12 protein-coding genes, 1 tRNA gene and 2 rRNA genes are annotated in these 16,338 nt (G+C 44.8%); 3 read left to right on the top strand and 12 right to left on the bottom strand.

Annotated elements, in window-relative coordinates:
- Window positions 1-125 precede the first annotated feature (125 nt).
- The 4 genes from ACLSSO_RS08120 to ACLSSO_RS08105 all read right to left on the bottom strand — a co-directional run bounded on the left by ACLSSO_RS08120 (window position 126) and on the right by ACLSSO_RS08105 (window position 5,691).
- A 23S ribosomal RNA gene (locus ACLSSO_RS08120) occupies window positions 126-3,066 on the bottom strand.
- A 114-nt stretch (window positions 3,067-3,180) separates the two neighbouring features.
- Window positions 3,181-3,257: transfer RNA gene (locus ACLSSO_RS08115), tRNA-Ile, on the bottom strand.
- Between the two features lie 156 nt (window positions 3,258-3,413).
- Window positions 3,414-4,927: ribosomal RNA gene (locus ACLSSO_RS08110) — 16S ribosomal RNA — on the bottom strand.
- The 16S and 23S rRNA genes sit together here with 1 tRNA gene alongside, the layout of an rRNA operon.
- 569 nt (window positions 4,928-5,496) lie before the next feature.
- Complete coding sequence (locus ACLSSO_RS08105; protein WP_413944634.1) at window positions 5,497-5,691, bottom strand: hypothetical protein; 195 nt, start codon at window positions 5,689-5,691, stop codon at window positions 5,497-5,499.
- Window positions 5,692-5,862: 171 nt separating this feature from the next.
- Between ACLSSO_RS08105 and ACLSSO_RS08100 the strand changes: the two genes are divergently transcribed.
- Both ACLSSO_RS08100 and ACLSSO_RS08095 read left to right on the top strand, forming a co-directional pair.
- Window positions 5,863-6,612 carry a DUF4423 domain-containing protein gene (locus ACLSSO_RS08100; protein ID WP_413944633.1) on the top strand — a complete coding sequence of 250 codons (750 nt, stop codon included), beginning with the start codon at window positions 5,863-5,865 and terminating at the stop codon, window positions 6,610-6,612.
- A gap of 20 nt (window positions 6,613-6,632) precedes the next feature.
- On the top strand, window positions 6,633-6,860 hold the full coding sequence (locus ACLSSO_RS08095; protein ID WP_413944632.1) for a hypothetical protein: 228 nt from the start codon (window positions 6,633-6,635) through the stop codon (window positions 6,858-6,860).
- A gap of 6 nt (window positions 6,861-6,866) precedes the next feature.
- On the opposite strand, the gene ACLSSO_RS08090 is transcribed toward ACLSSO_RS08095, so the two are convergent.
- From ACLSSO_RS08090 to cphA, 4 genes are all read right to left on the bottom strand, one after another.
- A complete protein-coding gene (locus ACLSSO_RS08090) occupies window positions 6,867-7,868 on the bottom strand; it encodes an LLM class flavin-dependent oxidoreductase (protein ID WP_413944631.1) in 1,002 nt (333 codons plus the stop codon).
- Window positions 7,869-7,967: 99 nt separating this feature from the next.
- On the bottom strand, window positions 7,968-8,810 hold the full coding sequence (locus tag ACLSSO_RS08085) for a cyanophycinase (RefSeq protein ID WP_295905873.1): 843 nt from the start codon (window positions 8,808-8,810) through the stop codon (window positions 7,968-7,970).
- On the bottom strand, window positions 8,773-9,930 hold the full coding sequence (locus ACLSSO_RS08080) for an amidohydrolase family protein (RefSeq protein ID WP_413944630.1): 1,158 nt from the start codon (window positions 9,928-9,930) through the stop codon (window positions 8,773-8,775). The genes ACLSSO_RS08085 and ACLSSO_RS08080 overlap by 38 nt, the downstream gene beginning before the upstream one ends.
- A complete protein-coding gene (cphA, locus tag ACLSSO_RS08075; RefSeq protein WP_413944629.1) occupies window positions 9,927-12,602 on the bottom strand; it encodes a cyanophycin synthetase in 2,676 nt (891 codons plus the stop codon). The genes ACLSSO_RS08080 and cphA overlap by 4 nt, the downstream gene beginning before the upstream one ends.
- Window positions 12,603-12,789: 187 nt before the next feature.
- Between cphA and ACLSSO_RS08070 the strand changes: the two genes are divergently transcribed.
- The gene (locus ACLSSO_RS08070) at window positions 12,790-13,317 is read left to right on the top strand and encodes a hemerythrin domain-containing protein (RefSeq protein WP_413944628.1); all 528 of its coding nucleotides are present in this window, start codon (window positions 12,790-12,792) and stop codon (window positions 13,315-13,317) included.
- Here ACLSSO_RS08070 and ACLSSO_RS08065 read toward each other — a convergent pair.
- From ACLSSO_RS08065 to ACLSSO_RS08050, 4 genes are all read right to left on the bottom strand, one after another.
- Complete coding sequence (locus ACLSSO_RS08065) at window positions 13,314-14,429, bottom strand: mechanosensitive ion channel family protein (protein WP_295906259.1); 1,116 nt, start codon at window positions 14,427-14,429, stop codon at window positions 13,314-13,316. The genes ACLSSO_RS08070 and ACLSSO_RS08065 overlap by 4 nt on opposite strands.
- Before the next feature lie 5 nt (window positions 14,430-14,434).
- The gene (locus tag ACLSSO_RS08060) at window positions 14,435-14,899 is read right to left on the bottom strand and encodes a DUF421 domain-containing protein (protein ID WP_413944627.1); all 465 of its coding nucleotides are present in this window, start codon (window positions 14,897-14,899) and stop codon (window positions 14,435-14,437) included.
- A gap of 118 nt (window positions 14,900-15,017) precedes the next feature.
- A complete protein-coding gene (locus tag ACLSSO_RS08055; RefSeq protein ID WP_295906261.1) occupies window positions 15,018-15,293 on the bottom strand; it encodes a helix-turn-helix domain-containing protein in 276 nt (91 codons plus the stop codon).
- A 158-nt stretch (window positions 15,294-15,451) separates the two neighbouring features.
- Complete coding sequence (locus ACLSSO_RS08050) at window positions 15,452-16,249, bottom strand: hypothetical protein (RefSeq protein WP_413944626.1); 798 nt, start codon at window positions 16,247-16,249, stop codon at window positions 15,452-15,454.
- Window positions 16,250-16,338: the final 89 nt, after the last annotated feature.

Genomic DNA, 16,338 nt, shown 5'->3' with positions numbered 1-16,338 from the left:
CTTGTCAGAGTAAGGTTGGTTAGTTCCACATTAATCACTCTCTTACTTATTCAGAGAGCTAGTCTCTCGTTCCCGAAGGAAGTCTTTGAGACGAAATCTTCTTCAACTTTGTTGAGAAGAAAAATTTAAAAAAGCCTCACGACCTATTAGTACGGATCAGCTGAATCTGTTACCAGACTTACACCTTCCGCCTATCAACCTCGTAGTCTCCAAGGAGTCTTTAGGGGGCCGAAGCCCCAGTGAGATCTAATCTCGCAGTTTGCTTCCCGCTTAGATGCTTTCAGCGGTTATCAATTCCGAACATAGCTACCCTGCACTGCCGCTGGCGCGACAACAGGAACACCAGAGGTTCGTCCATCCCGGTCCTCTCGTACTAAGGACAGGTCTGCTCAAATCTCATACGCCCACAGAAGATAAGGACCAAACTGTCTCACGACGTTCTGAACCCAGCTCGCGTACCACTTTAATTAGCGAACAGCTAAACCCTTGGGACCTGCTCCAGCCCCAGGATGTGATGAGCCGACATCGAGGTGCCAAACTCCATCGTCGATATGGACTCTTGGATGGAATAAGCCTGTTATCCCCGGAGTACCTTTTATCCGTTGAGCGATGGCCCTTCCACGCGGGACCACCGGATCACTTTGGCCTGCTTTCGCACCTGCTCGACTTGTAGGTCTCGCAGTCAAGCCCCCTTATGCCAATGCACTCGACGCCTGGTTTCCAATCAGGCTGAGGGGACCATCGCGCGCCTCCGTTACTTTTTGGGAGGCGACCGCCCCAGTCAAACTGCCCACCAGACAGTGTCCCTCTCCTCGTATAGAGGAGCAGGTTAGATTTCAAAGTTGCCAAGGGTGGTATTTCAAGGTTGACTCCACAAGGGCTAGCGCCCCTGCTTCAAAGTCTCCCACCTATCCTACACATGCCAACTCTAAAATCACTGCCAAGCTACAGTAAAGGTTCACGGGGTCTTTCCGTCTTTCTGCGGGTACTCGGCATTTTCACCGAGAATTCAATTTCGCGAGGCATTTGGTCGAGACACCGGAGAAGTCGTTACGCCATTCGTGCAGGTCGGAACTTACCCGACAAGGAATTTCGCTACCTTAGGACCGTTATAGTTACGGCCGCCGTTTACTGGGGCTTCGATTCTCTGCTTCGCTTGCGCTAACAAATCCTCTTAACCTTCCAGCACCGGGCAGGCGTCAGTATGTATACTTCGTCTTGTGACTTTGCACATACCTGTGTTTTTGATAAACAGTCGCTACTCCCATTTCTCTGCGACCTGAAAAAGCTTGGGGAGTAAATCCTTACACTCTCTCAGGCACACCTTTTCCCGAAGTTACGGTGTTAAGTTGCCGAGTTCCTTGACCAAAATTCACCCCATCGCCTTAGGATATTCACCCCACTCACCTGAGTCGGTTTACGGTACGAGCTAACAAATCTAAAATTACGAAACTTTTCTTGGATGCATGGCTTTTCACACTTCCGGGACAAGTCCCTCGCATTCACACCTCAGAGTTACGACCAGCGGATTTGCCTACTGATCCTCCTACATGCTTACACCCAAATCCAATAATGGGCTGTGATATCCTACACCGTCATTCCTTAATCACAATCTGTTAGGTAACGGAATATTAACCGTTTTGCCATCGATTACGCCAATTGGCCTCATCTTAGGTCTCGACTAACCCTGGGAAGATTATCTTTACCCAGGAATCCTTGAGTTTTCGGCGCCCGGGTTTTTCACCCGAGTTCAACGCTACTTATGTCAGCATGATCACTTCTAGTTCGTCCAGCTGTCCTACCGGTCAACCTTCATCCTACACTAGAACGCTCCCCTACCACTAAAATATAAAATACTTTAATCCAAAGCTTCGGTAACACGCTTAGCCCCGTTGTATCTTCCGCGCAGAGTCACTAGACTAGTGAGCTATTACGCTTTCTTTAAAGGATTGCTGCTTCTAAGCCAACCTCCTAGTTGTCAAAGTAACTCCACAACGTTCTCCACTGAGCGTGCATTTAGGGACCTTAGCTGTTGGTCTGGGCTCTTTCCCTCTCGACTCATGACCTTATCACCCTGAGTCTGCCTGCCGAGGAACATATCTGTGGCATTCGGAGTTTATTTGGGTTTGGTAATCCGGTAAAGACCCCTAGCCCATTCAGTGCTCTACCTCCACGATATTTTTTACTCGACGCTATACCTAAATATATTTCGGGGAGAACCAGCTATCACCCAGTTTGATTGGCCTTTCACCCCTAATCACAGATCATCCAAAGAGTTTTCAACCTCAACTAGTTCGGTCCTCCACGGAGTGTTACCTCCGCTTCAACCTGTCCATGATTAGATCACCGGGTTTCGGGTCTATGCCTGCATACTAAATCGCCCTATTCAGACTCGCTTTCGCTACGGCTCCACCTGCAACGGCTTAACCTCGCATGCAAACATAACTCGCTGACTCATTATGCAAAAGGTACGCTATCGCCCATATAAAGGGCTCTAACTGCTTGTAGACTTACGGTTTCAGGTTCTATTTCACTCCCCTCTCGGGGTTCTTTTCACCTTTCCCTCACGGTACTTGTTCTCTATCGGTCACTAAGGAATATTTAGCCTTATGAGGTGGTCCTCACAGATTCCCACAAGATTTCACGTGTCTTGTGGTACTCGGGATGCCGCTAGGGCCTTTGAAGTTTTCGAGTACGGGGCTATCACCCTATCTTGCCAGACTTTCCAGACTGTTACTCTAACTTCTCCGGTCCCACATCGCGGTCCCACGACCCCTCTTTCAAATAAATGAAAAAGGTTTAGGCTGTTACCCGTTCGCTCGCCACTACTGGGGTAATCTCGGAATTGATTTCTCTTCCTGAGGGTACTGAGATGTTTCACTTCCCCTCGTTCGCTTCAGACACCTATGTATTCAGTGAATGATATCATAAAATGATGAGTTTCCTCATTCGGACATCTCCGGATCAAAGTGTGTGTGCCACTCCCCGAAGCTTATCGCAGCTTACCACGTCCTTCATCGCTTCTTAGTGCCAAGGCATCCACCGTAAGCCCTTTGTAGCTTAAAAAAAATGGAACTAACCTCGCTAAAAATCAACTAAATCAATCTATTCAATTGTCAAAGAACGAAAACCGTTCGCGTGTCATCTCTCTTCGCACTTAACAGTTCCAACTCAATTAGTTGGTGGGCCAGGGAAGACTCGAACTTCCGACCCCACGCTTATCAAGCGTGTGCTCTAACCAACTGAGCTACTGGCCCGTGTTAGATGCTTAAGAGATTTCACTCTTTCAAAACTAAACAGCTAGATGAGATTTTTGGGACTCACTTACTCGGGAAGAGTAAGTTGACCTAAGATTGGGTCATTTTAACTTACTAAGAACAAGTCTTAGTGAAGATTGACCGGATAATCCTTAGAAAGGAGGTGATCCAGCCGCAGGTTCCCCTACGGCTACCTTGTTACGACTTCACCCCAATCATCGACCATACCTTGGGCGCCTGCCCCCTTGCGGTTAGCGCAGCGACTTCTGGTACAGCCGACTTTCATGGTGTGACGGGCGGTGTGTACAAGGCCCGGGAACGTATTCACCGCGGCATTCTGATCCGCGATTACTAGCGATTCCAACTTCATGATCTCGAGTTGCAGAGATCAATCTGAACTTAGATGGCTTTTCTCCGATTTGCTCCACCTTGCGGCTTCGCTTCAGTTTGTGACCACCATTGTAGCACGTGTGTAGCCCTAGGCATAAGGGCCATGAGGACTTGACGTCATCCCCACCTTCCTCCGGTTTAACACCGGCAGTCCATTTAGAGTGCCCAACTGAATGCTGGCAACTAAATGCAGGGGTTGCGCTCGTTGCGGGACTTAACCCAACATCTCACGACACGAGCTGACGACAGCCATGCAGCACCTGTGTACCGACCCTTGCGGGCGACGGCGTTTCCGCCAATCTTCCAGTACATGTCAAGCCTAGGTAAGGTTCTTCGCGTTGCATCGAATTAAACCACATGCTCCACCGCTTGTGCGGGCCCCCGTCAATTTCTTTGAGTTTTAATCTTGCGACCGTACTCCCCAGGCGGGATACTTAACGCGTTAGCTTCGTCACTGAAGGGGTCAATACCTCCAACAACAAGTATCCATCGTTTACGGCGTGGACTACCAGGGTATCTAATCCTGTTTGATCCCCACGCTTTCGGGTCTGAGTGTCAGTGTCTAGCCAGTTACCCGCCTTCGCCACCGGTATTCCTGTTGATATCTACGTATTTCACCACTACACCAACAATTCTAGTAACCTCTCTAGCACTCAAGCTTCGCAGTATCAAATGCACTTCTAGGGTTGAGCCCTAGGCTTTCACACCTGACTTACAAAGCCACCTACACCCGCTTTACGCCCAATGATTCCGAACAACGCTAGGATCCCTCGTCTTACCGCGGCTGCTGGCACGAAGTTAGCCGATCCTTTCTTACAGGGTACATTCATTGTGTTATTCCCCTGCGACAGAGCTTTACGACCCGAAGGCCTTCATCACTCACGCGGCGTCGCTGCATCAGAGTTTCCTCCATTGTGCAATATTCCCTACTGCTGCCTCCCGTAGGAGTCTGGACCGTGTCTCAGTTCCAGTGTGACTGATCATCCTCTCAGACCAGTTAAAGATCGTTGCCTTGGTGAGCCATTACCTCACCAACTAGCTAATCTTACGCGGACTCATCTTGAAGCGAAAAACCTTTGACCCCTTGAACCTCAGTTCTTGTGGTCTTATGCGGTATTAGCTAATCTTTCGACTAGTTATCCCCCTCTTCAAGGCAGATTATCCACGCGTTACTCACCCGTGCGCCACTAGTACTCACCCGAAAGCTTTCCCCGTTCGACTTGCATGTATTAGGCACGCCGCCAGCGTTTGTTCTGAGCCAGAATCAAACTCTCCAGTTATAATTCTGTTCTCAAACAAACAACTAGCTTACGCTGTGTTTGTTCGAATTAATTTTTTTGAAATTGTGAATGATAATTACTCATCATTCAAAGAGCCCAAAAATCTTTTCTATCTAGCTATTCAGTTTTCAAAGAGCGAATTCTTACTCGTCGTTAATGTTTCATAGCGACGAGGTAGAGGTTGTATCGAAGACCGAAGCCCTTGTCAACACCCCAAAATCATTTTTTCGAAATTAATTTATAACATAAATTATTCGAAGAAAGATTCGTGTTCTTCAACGAAGACGCGAGCGAACTTTTGAATACAAATCAAATAGTTAGCTTCTACATCTGTTTGGATACAAACTGAATCGTCGAAGAGAGATGCGGTTATAGTTTGAATTGTGTGACCTTGCAAGCTTTTTTGTTCATGCTCATGAACTGGGCATAGCGGAGTGTTATTTGCCTGATCTTTGCGCAAAGAGGCCTAAAAGCGGCACCAATATAGATAAAAACTCGCGGCTTCCGGCGTTTTCCTACGATTCAATCACTGCTCTTATATAAAGATTCTCGTCCCAGCCTTTCTTTAACTAAGTCTTTTTACTGCCTGCCTGAAGAAGACCGCGCTTTTTTGTATAAATTTTATAATTATCTTCATTAAAAATTCGCGCAGGAGTTTTTCGCAAAATTTTATTCTCGCGAACTTCAATCAACGTTAATGCCAAAAATGTGCGACCGTTCTCAGATTCAATAAATGCGTTTTTACTTCTTCTAATGCTTTTCATTGGGGATTCAAATTCGCGGCCACCTCTGTACACAACTGACGAAAAGAGCATTCCTAGAGAGGAAATTCCTCTTTGAAGAACATTAAAAATACAATTCTCAGAGTGAGTACAAGCTCGTCCTCACTCTGATTTAGTTGCAAGCAAAAATTTTTTTTAATAAAAACGCCCTCGATGGAAATTCAAAAAGACTTTAAAACTTTATTGCAAAAAGAATATCAAAAAAGAATGCAGAAGAATCGTCTGTATTCTCTAAGAGCTTATGCGCGCTTCTTGGGAATCGACTCTTCTTTTCTTTCAAAGATCTTTGCATCGAAAAGACCTATCACTTCTAAGACGATTGACAAGTTGAGTGGTCCCTTGAATCTCACTCGCACGCAGATTGAGTACTACAAGGGTCTTGCTGGCTACGGCGTTGGCGATGGGGCTTTCAAAGCTTTAAGTGAGACGGAATTTGATGTGATTTCAGACTGGTTTCACTATGCCATTCTTGAGATGACTCACTTAGATTATTTTGTTTCTGATCCTGCGTGGATTGCGCAACGGCTGAAAGTTCCGGTTCAAGATGTCGCTGAGGCGATTCAAAAGCTTTTAAGAATGGGTTTACTGTCCCTGGATGAGAACGCCCGTCTGCGTGTGAATGAGAACTGCACAACGACGACGAATCCATTTACGTCAGCGGCCTTTAAGAAAATTCAAAAACAGATCAATCAACAGGCTATTGAAGCTCTGGATGATATTCCTTTTGAAAAGCGCAGCCACTCGACGATCACGCTTTGTGGAGACAGTGAGCGTCTTGAAGAAGCTAAGAAAAAGATCGCGGCTTTCCGTCGTGAACTGATGGTGTTCTTAGAGTCCGGCGAAAAGAAAGACCGGGTTTTTCAAATGAGCATCAGTCTTTTTCCTATTGTCGAAGAAAATTAATTTAATCCTGAGGGGGATTTATGAAAAAGCTTTTTTCTCTTTTAACTCTTTCGGTACTGCTGACGGCACAATTGAGTCATGCCACTAGAAAAGATGGACAAGAGGCTCACGGCACCGTTGGCAATAAGTTCTGTGAAGAACTCGCAAAAGTGATCGATTTGCGTTACAGCCCGTTTGCTGATGAATGTCGCGAATATATTCGTGACGAGAAAAAATCAGACAACGCAACGACAACACCGCAAAAATAAGAAACCTTATTCGCGTGTGACTTCCTTGATAATTTCAAATGAACGCAGACGATCTTCGTGGTCGTAGGCATCAGAAACAATGATGAGTTCATCGGCCTCTGTTTTATTTATTAATTTTTGTAGGCCTTCACGAACTTTTTGTGGGTTTCCAATCACAGAAGTACGAAGACGCGACAACACAAGATCTTTCTCGGCGGGTCCCCATAAGCCATCCATGCTTTTTACGGGAGGCTGCAGGGAGACTCTTTGATTGCGGATGATGCCCAAAAATCTTTGATAGACTGTGGTTCCTAGTAGATGGGCTTTTTCGTCTGTGTCGGCAGCCAGGACTTGGACGCCAACCATGACCTTGGGTTTATCTAAAACATTGGAAGGTCTGAAACCGACGCGGTAAATATCTATGGCCTGCATCATCAGTTCCGGCGCAAAGTGGCCCGCAAAAGCATAAGGTAAGCCGAGTTCCGCTGCCAATTGTGCACTGTAAAGACTTGAACCTAAAAGCCACAAGGGCACAGGAATTCCAGCGCCAGGAATGGCGCGAACTTTTTGACCGTCGTGCACGGGTGCAAAATAATATTGAAGTTCTTTAACGAGGTCTGAAAACTCTGCTTCTCTTCCCGTCATTTCTCTTCTGAGCGCGCGCATCGTAAGACCGTCTGTTCCTGGAGCTCGTCCTAACCCTAAATCAATTCTATCAGGATACAATGTTGCTAGAGTTCCAAATTGTTCCGCGATAACAAGTGGCGCATGATTAGGAAGCATAATACCCCCTGAACCCACACGAATTTTAGAAGTTCCACCCGCAACGTATCCAATAAGAACGGATGTCGCAGCACTAGCAATCCCTTCTAAGTTATGATGCTCAGCCAACCAAAAACGATGATACCCGAGACGTTCTACGTGTTGAGCCAAATTCAGAGTGTTTTTGAAAGAATCGGAAATCGTTTTGTCTTGAGCTACAGGAGCTAGATCCAAAACGGAGAGCTGAACATCAGAGAGTTTTTTCATAAGATCACCTTTAAATGATCTTATTGTAACAATTTTGGATACATTTATCCACGTAAATATATTATTGCCGCCAAACGAAAATTTTAGTTTGAATCATATTTAAGTTAAAGCCGTGCGGGCTTTTAAATCAAAAACTTCAGGTTCCGATAAGACATGCAGTTTCACGTCGTGAATGGACATCGTTTGATCTGCAGAGGCTTCAGAAATATTTGTATAAGTGACTTCTCGTCCATCTAGAACGTAGACGGCATTGTCTCCTAAGATTTTAAATTTGTTTTCTTCGATAACGATGGCCGTGCCTTCATCAATGCCGATTCCTAAGATGCCTGGATTCAAGGCGACGGCTCCTAATAATCTTCCAATGCGGCCTCGCTGTGCGAAATGTTGATCAATGATCATGTTCTCAACAAAACGAAGACCCGGAGCCATCATCCAGTTTCCTACTTTATGCGATTCACCGTTTTCTCCGCCAACGAGCATAGTTTCGCCCATGACAGCGGCCCCTGCTGAGGTTCCGGCCAGAACGCCTCCTGCACGAAAAACTTCGATGATGTAGTCCATCACGACTGTGCCGCCCAGCTTGCTTGTGAGTTTCAATTGGTCTCCGCCGGTAAAGAAAATTCCTTTGGCGTTGTGAAAAACTTTTTCCAGATTCACTTTCTCGACATCATCAGGCTGATTGACGTGGAGATGTTCAAGGTTATGGACTTTCAGTTTTTTAAAAACTTTTTCGTAGTCATTCCAGACTTCCGACGGAATTTCGCTGGCGGCAGTGATAATCACTAGCTTTCCGTTTTCCAAACGGCGAGCAATTTCTTTGAGAATTTTCATCTCACCGGATTTATCTTCTTTACCACCAATAATAATCAAAGTTCCATGAGGATGAGCAACTTTGGCGTGAGTTCTAGCTGCTTTTTTTGTCGTTTTCTTCACCGATTCCATAAATGTCTAGACCTCTTCGTGAGAAATCCATCCTGTTACTAAATACAAATTTTCCGTCTTCAAGGAACACTTGTCCTCGAGAAATTACATGTTTAATTTCAAAGTTTTTTGCATCAATCACTGTCAAGTCTGCGTCGTGCTCGACCAGAATCCGGCCCTTCCTACTGAGCCCCAAGGCTCTGGCTGTGTTCACCGTAAAGTGTGGAAGAAGTTCTTCTAAGGTGTAGCCGTGATTCAAAACGGCATCACGCAATTCCCACCACAACTCAGAAGGAGAGCCTATTCCTGCATCTGAAGACACGGTTAATTGATCCAATGGGCCGCCAAGTTCACGGTAGACCTTATACCAGTAAACGAAATCTCGATCCCAGAGATCAAGATCAACAAAACACCCACGCTGGGCCATTTCGATCGCTTCTTCAACAAGAGCTTTGCTTCTTCCTATGTGCGTGATGTGAATTTTATCAGGAACGATGACGTGAACTTCCATAAGATCGCGCAAGGTTTTTAAACGACGATCGCCGCCACCGGCATGAATATGTGAAATACCAGGCTTGTTGCTTAACATCCCGCCCACGTACGCATCCACCATCGAACGCGCGAGATCGTGAAGGGTCGGTTCTGGAGCCCGGCGATCTGCGATGGCGATTTCTCCAACACCGATGATTTCCGGAATATAAATCACGTCATGACGAACGGAATCAGTGATCGTTCGCGGAGGACAATCATAACCGCCTGTGTAGCAGTAAGCAGTCAGTCCCACATCGTTAAAGGCTCTGGCTCTGGCAACAAGTTCAGGCATTGTCTTTGTCGTCGTATCAACGCCCAAAGTTCCCACGAGTGTTGTGACTCCGCCTCGGACACACTCGGCAATTGTGATGGCGGCACTTTGCGAAGAAAAACCGCCTTTTTCACCACTGCCGCCTGCTAAATGCAAATGCGGATCTAAAATTCCCGGAATAATAAAACATCCGGAACAATCATAAACTTTTACATCGAGGTCACGCAATGTATGATAATCGACCGTCTGAATTTTTTTAATTCTCTCTCCGGCCGTAAAGACATTAGCCTTTATAAAACGACCTTCCTGGAATATTTCAGCGTTCTCCAAATAAATCATCTTAAACTCAACTCATCGGAAGATTGCGGTTTGTATACGACCGTTTGCCCTTCGATTTTATCGACGGGTTTAGGATCAAACTCTCGCAAAATCTGTAAGAGAGGTTTGAGGTTTTCAAAAAAGATAACGAAGATGTCGCCTTTTTTAAGATTGCTTAAAATGCCATGAAGTTCTGTTTTATAGTCGTGGACGACATGGTGCTTTAGATTCGGAAAACTCACATTAAAAATATTTTCCAAAAACTGAGGCACCTCCAAAGGTTGTCTGCCGCGGAGATCTTCGTCATCTCGCACGTAGACCTCATCAAAGACCTTGCCCATTTGATGCGCCGTTAACGTCAATAAATCATCTGAGCGATCTCCGGGAAGTCCGAACATGGCGATCTTGTGAGCATCAGGATGCTTGTAGAGGATTTCACCAATGTTTGAAATAGCATCTGCATTGTGACCGTAATCAATAATGACATGGGCATCGTGAATTCGGTAAATGTTAAATCGTCCTTGATTTTCAGCCGTGGGATTGAAGTTGCGCAAGGCCTCCATGACATGGACTGGCGATTCTCCGAGGGAAATCGCCGTGGCCATCGCCGCCAGAATGTTTGAAATTTGAAATGAAGCGCCCGAAACCCGAGTCAATGGATAATCAATACAATGACCTAGACTGAGGCGATGACCATTCACCACTCCTAAAAATTCTTCGTTCTCGCACCAAAAGGCATCGTGCCCCATCGACAGATGAGCCGAGAGAATCGAATTGTATTCACGCGTGGAATACAGAACGATTTTACGATCCAGCCTTTGAACTCTTTCATTATTGATTAAAGAAACTGAATTCATATCGTCCGCGTTTAAGACTAAAACACCACCTTCTTTCACTCTTTCAGCCACCAGGGATTTGATCCAGACCAGGTCGTCAATAGTGCGAATGCCGTCTTGTCCTAGATGGTCCGCACGAATATTCGTAATGACTGCGGCATCCGACCAATCGTAAGGAAGACCACCGCGCAGCAGACCACCTCGGGCAATTTCTAAAACGGCACACTCCACGGCCGGGTCCATTAAAATCATCTCTGCAGATTGAGGTCCGGAAGAGTCTCCCTCTGCGATCTGTTTGTTGCCGACAAAAACTCCGTCCGTGCTCGTCATGCCCACAGTAAACTCGCTATCTCGTGACATGATTTTATTTAAAAGACGGACCACGGTGGTTTTTCCATTTGTGCCAGTAACGCCAATGATAGGAATACGTCCGTGCTCACCTTTCGGCATTAACATTTCAACGATCTCGTCACCGACAGTTCTTTCTCCTTTTTCAGCATGTCCCAGGTGCATGCGAAGACCGGGACCCGCGTTGACTTCGATCACTTTGAACGATTCATCCAATGGTTTAGTAAGATCTGCAGAAATAACGTCGATTCCACAGATATCAAGTCCAATCAGACGCGCAATTCTTTCACACAACGCTTTTGTTTCATCGGGGACTTGTTTTGTAACATCCGTTGCTGTTCCTCCCGAAGAAAGATTGGCATTTCCACGCAAAGTTACGACGCGGTCTTTTTCCAAAACAGTTTCAAGGTTCACAGAGTTTTTATTTAGATGCTGAATCATGATTTCATCGACCACGATGGTTGTAAGAAATCCGGAATGGCCCGGTTTTCTTAAAGGATCTTTATTTAGCTCGGCAATAAGCTGTGTGATAGTCGAAACGCCGTCGCCCTTGACTTCCGGCGCCCGTCTTTCGGCTGCGGCGATGAATTTTCCGTCAATTATAAGAATACGGTAGTCGTTGCCTGAGCACATTTCTTCAAGCAAAAATGCATTTGATAAATGGCAAATATTCTTAAACGCTTCTTTGAGCTCTTCAAGATTTTGTAAATTAAGAATGACTCCCTCACCATGATGTCCATCCACAGGTTTTAATACATACGGTGCATGAATTTGCGTTATGGCTGACTCAAGTTCTTCTTCGGAATGAATAAGAACGCCATCAGGCACGGGAATTAAGGATTGTCTCAAGAATTTTTTCGTCACTTCTTTGTCCTGCACAAGGTCAGAAGCAATCAAGTTTGTTTTGTCCGTCACGGCAGCTTGAACGCGTCGAATTTTCTTTCCCCAGCCTAATTGCAAAAGGCTTCCGTCGCCTATCCTTTTCACGGGAATGTCTCTTCTTTTGGCGGCGTCGTAAATACACTGGCCGCTGGGACCGAGGGCTTCGTTTTCTACTTTTTTTATTTTTTCCAAGATGGATGCCAAATCTACTTCTTTGTTATTTAAAAGGTCCATCACGATCTGAATACTTTGTTCGCAGCAAGCTTGCATCGTTGGTGCGTTCTTAAAACGCGTGATAATATCATATTGCCCTGGAACACCCGCAAACCGGGCTTTACCGTAATTGACATCAATTCCAACAAGATGACTGAGCTCCAGGGCCATATGTTCAAGAAGATGCGCAAAATAAGTACCTTCATGAAGGCGTTCAACAAAGCCGCCTTTTTTTTCTGTTGAACAAGTGTGTTCATACAAACCAGGTAGTGATTTTAAAAGTCTCTCATTAAATCCGGCTATAGATTTTGTTTCCGTATCGACGAGATCTTCAAGATCAATTCTCATAATGAAGACAGGTTTATAATGATAAACATTTGGACCTAAAATTTTTCGGAAACTGATAATTTTCATACAACCGCCTTGTGGACATAAAAATCATATTGTCAGATAGAATCACGCACAAAAGACATTGTTTGGGAATTTTAATTTATTACATTCACGATGCACTTTAAAACTCTGTCATTTTGTATTTCCTCTGCTACGGTGTACTTTCAGGCAATTGCACTCTTAAACTTTCTTTTTCTTACAGGAGGACCTAATGGATATTTATCAAGCTTTAAAAAAGGATCATGTCGTCGTACGAGGACTTTTAAATGACTTAGTCAATTTGCCAGAAGGAGACAAAGAAGGAAAATCCCAGCTTATTAATAAGATCAGAGATGAACTGATTCCGCACGCTCGCGCTGAAGAATCTGTTTTTTATAATTCTTTGCGCTCATTAAATCTGACAAAAGACATTGCCATGGAAGGTTACAAAGAGCATATGGAAGCGGAAACTCTTTTGCGTATGCTGCAGCTCCAAGACAAAACTAAGATGGATTGGAAGAACACTGCGCAAAAGTTACGACAAGCTTTGGAACATCATATTGCTGAAGAAGAAGGTCGTATGTTTGAAGCGGCTATGAACAATTTCACCGAAGAAGAAGCGCAAATGTTTGGTGAGGCCTTTGAAAGACTCAAACCTCAAATCAAAGAACAAACTATTGTCGGCACAACCTTAGATATGGTGGCGAACTTAATGCCCCCGCGCTTTTCTGAATTATTTAGAAACGGTCCTAATCCTTAATGGGAGATTTCTTGATGAAAGGGCGGCGGTTCCCGACGCTCTTCATTTTTATCTAAATATTTAATTTCAAAAGCGCTGGTTGGTATAGCTAACTGCACATTTTCAGCACGGAATCGATCAATGAGCTTTAGCAAAAGCTCTTGTTGCAAATCCATGTACTTTGCAAAGCTGGGATCGTTCACCCAGAAAACGGTTTCAAATTTTAAGAATGACTCGCCAATTCCAGAGAAATGGCACCTTTCAAACTGCAATAAAGAAATGGCTACAACGTACTCTTTAACCCAGTCAGGAATTTGCTTTAGTTTTTCAGAAGACGTTTCCAAGGGAACTGAAAATTTTAACGAGACCCGGCGTTTCCACATCCTCTTAAAATTTTTCACTCGGCTTTCAAGAAGATCTTTGTTCGCAAAAATAAGTTCTTCGCCGGTAAGACTTCGGACTCTGGTTGTTTTGACTCCAATATTTTCGACAGTTCCTTCGTCGTTGCCGACAACGATATAATCTCCGACAACAAAGGGTTTATCTAGAATTATAGACAGTGATCCAAAAAGGTCTCCCAAAATATTTTGGGCCGCCAACGCGATTGCGATCCCCCCGATTCCCATCCCTGCCAACATAGCGCCAATATTCACGCCGATGTTGCTGAGAGCGATCATCACCAGAGCCACGACGAAAAAGACATTCATTGCCGTCACAATAATATTAATTGCGGAAGCGGAGCTTGCATCGGTGGACATTTTCTTTGTTAGATAATTTTTTTGCCAGGTTCTTAAAGCGTAAATTCCCCAGATGCCGACTTGAATAGTACTAACAGCGACAAATACGACATAAAGAGCTTTTTTTATTTCAGGACGAGCGTCCACAAAACCGCTTAACAGATAAAAGGCAGCGACAAACAAAACCCAGCTGCGGGTGTTGTCCAGGCAACTAATGATAAAATCATCCACCTTCCAGTGAGTATTCTTAGCGATCTTCTTCCAGCGATTGACCACAAACTTAAGCGTATATTTAAGGCCGGCAGAAAAAATGATCGCCAAAACAAAAACGACCACCCACTCCCACACGCTTCCACGCGCAATCAAAGGATCAAAATGAACAATGTCGTATTTCATAGCTGTCACTCATTTTTAATGATGCTGATTTTTCCGTTGGTTTCTAAAACTCCCAAACGCACTTTACTGATGTCGTCGACGCCTTTTTCCCTGAGTGAACTTTGAATTTCGCCTAGGGTGATATTTTCTTTGTCACAGAGTTTTTTATCGATCTCACCCTGTTTAATAATGATTCGCGGCTCTCCTTCTAAAAGGCTCTCCAATTTTTTTGATTTATAAAGAGCCACATCAAAAAAATAATTCATGAGAACAAAAGTTGAAACCGCGAGGAGTCCCGCCGCCAAAGAAGTGTCTCCTCCCGTAATCCCAGCACTGACGGATTCACTTATGATCAGCAGAAGGACAAAATCAAACGGACTCATTTCACCAATCTGCTTTTTGCCGACGATGCGCAACAGTAGATAGACGAAAGCGTAAACAACGGCCGAGCGAAGAATGTATTCCCACCAGGGATGCAGAAGATTCCACATATCGTCCCTCCGTGAGATTTAAAAATGCCGAATTTTTGTTGAATTCGATAGCAGTATTCCGACAGATCTTTTCAACAAATCTGTCGGAATGAAGATGTAAATTTACATATGATTTATATTAACGAGCTTCGTCGAACTTGCGGCGAAGTTCCGCTTTCACTTCGTCCACTCTTGCAGCCAAAGTGACTTCGAAAAGATCGTCAGCAGAGATTTTGTAGAGCTGCCCTAGCTTTTTAAGAGTGTTGATCGGAGGCATCGATACACCACGTTCCCAGTTTGAAATAAATTGCGGTGTTGAATAGCCCAGTTTGTTTGCGACGTCTCCTTGAGAGAGACTGGCCTTCATGCGTTTTTCTTTAAGAAATTCTCCGAGAATATTCTTTTTAAGCCTCACGCTGCCTCCAAATTTACAGGTTTCAAACAACATAACGCGAAAATTATTCGTTTATAAAGTTTTTTTTGTTTCTAACCAAAAAAAAGTATGTGAAAGGTTAAGTTTTGAATTTACACGGGTTGGCAAAATCTTGATAAGTTTGACTGAAGCAATTGCAGCTAAAGGCCTATGATGAAGTCATCCATAAGATGAACTTGCTCTCGCGTGTCGTGAATGGTGGCGAGAACGATATTTTTTAATGCCTTTACCTCTGAAGAGTTGAGGACTTGTTGTTCGAGGTGATCAAGACGGTCTTTGATGGCGTCGTGACGCTCCGGCGATTCTTGAAGGGTGTCTTTGAAAAGCTGTTGGCGGATTTTTAGAATTTCAGCCCACAATGAAGCAAGAGTTGAATTTTCTAATTCATTTCTTAATGCTTTCCAGTCACATCTAAAATAGGACGGAAAGAGCGAATGCCTTTCACACATCGCGCGTTTTCTTTCGTCTAAAAAAGAGGCTGCGCAGATCCTTCCTTGAGGAGTTCTGATTTGTTGAAGATACCACTGGATGTTTTCTGTCATCGCGACGACGGATGCGGCTTCTTCTTTCTTAAATCCCATTTTTGCGAAGACCTGTCCTACTCCCATGTACAAAATGGCGTGCTCCCAGCGGTCGCCTCCTTTTGTAGGACTGCCTCCTAGAAGAACAAAATCGCCGACCCTAAGATCGGTAGAGGTTTTGAGAGTCTGACAATAGGGTGTTTCTAGAGCGGCTTGAAAAAGGCCTGAGTCAACGTAGGCAGCGTCGTCGATAAAGCCACTTGCGTAGGCCACCGAGGCAAAGCAATTGGGCCCATCCTGTTTAAAAGAGCCTGAGAGATTGAGAAGATCTTCCACACGCCCCAACTCTATCTGCCCGGTTTTTCCGGCAGCGCTGAGACTTGTGAAAAATAAGAATAATAATAGAATTCGGCCCATCAGCCCTTTTTATGCAAGGAATGCCAATGGGTTTTAGGGTGATTTATTGACTAGAGATTCGGCAGTGATGACAGAATCTGTCGGTGGTG

The sequence above is a fragment of the Bdellovibrio sp. HCB-162 genome, assembly GCF_047344985.1.
Taxonomy (GTDB): Bacteria; Bdellovibrionota; Bdellovibrionia; order Bdellovibrionales; family Bdellovibrionaceae; genus Bdellovibrio.
Note: the sequence above shows the minus strand (reverse complement) of the source record. Positions and strands in the feature narration are given on the sequence as shown.

Coding starts and splice junctions, on each gene's coding strand:
- ACLSSO_RS08105 (WP_413944634.1), bottom strand. CDS start 5,691: ATGAAAAGCATTAGAAGAAGTAAAAACGCATTTATTGAATCTGAGAAC.
- ACLSSO_RS08100 (WP_413944633.1), top strand. CDS start 5,863: ATGGAAATTCAAAAAGACTTTAAAACTTTATTGCAAAAAGAATATCAA.
- ACLSSO_RS08095 (WP_413944632.1), top strand. CDS start 6,633: ATGAAAAAGCTTTTTTCTCTTTTAACTCTTTCGGTACTGCTGACGGCA.
- ACLSSO_RS08090 (WP_413944631.1), bottom strand. CDS start 7,868: ATGAAAAAACTCTCTGATGTTCAGCTCTCCGTTTTGGATCTAGCTCCT.
- ACLSSO_RS08085 (WP_295905873.1), bottom strand. CDS start 8,810: ATGGAATCGGTGAAGAAAACGACAAAAAAAGCAGCTAGAACTCACGCC.
- ACLSSO_RS08080 (WP_413944630.1), bottom strand. CDS start 9,930: ATGATTTATTTGGAGAACGCTGAAATATTCCAGGAAGGTCGTTTTATA.
- cphA (WP_413944629.1), bottom strand. CDS start 12,602: ATGAAAATTATCAGTTTCCGAAAAATTTTAGGTCCAAATGTTTATCAT.
- ACLSSO_RS08070 (WP_413944628.1), top strand. CDS start 12,790: ATGGATATTTATCAAGCTTTAAAAAAGGATCATGTCGTCGTACGAGGA.
- ACLSSO_RS08065 (WP_295906259.1), bottom strand. CDS start 14,429: ATGAAATACGACATTGTTCATTTTGATCCTTTGATTGCGCGTGGAAGC.
- ACLSSO_RS08060 (WP_413944627.1), bottom strand. CDS start 14,899: ATGTGGAATCTTCTGCATCCCTGGTGGGAATACATTCTTCGCTCGGCC.
- ACLSSO_RS08050 (WP_413944626.1), bottom strand. CDS start 16,249: ATGGGCCGAATTCTATTATTATTCTTATTTTTCACAAGTCTCAGCGCT.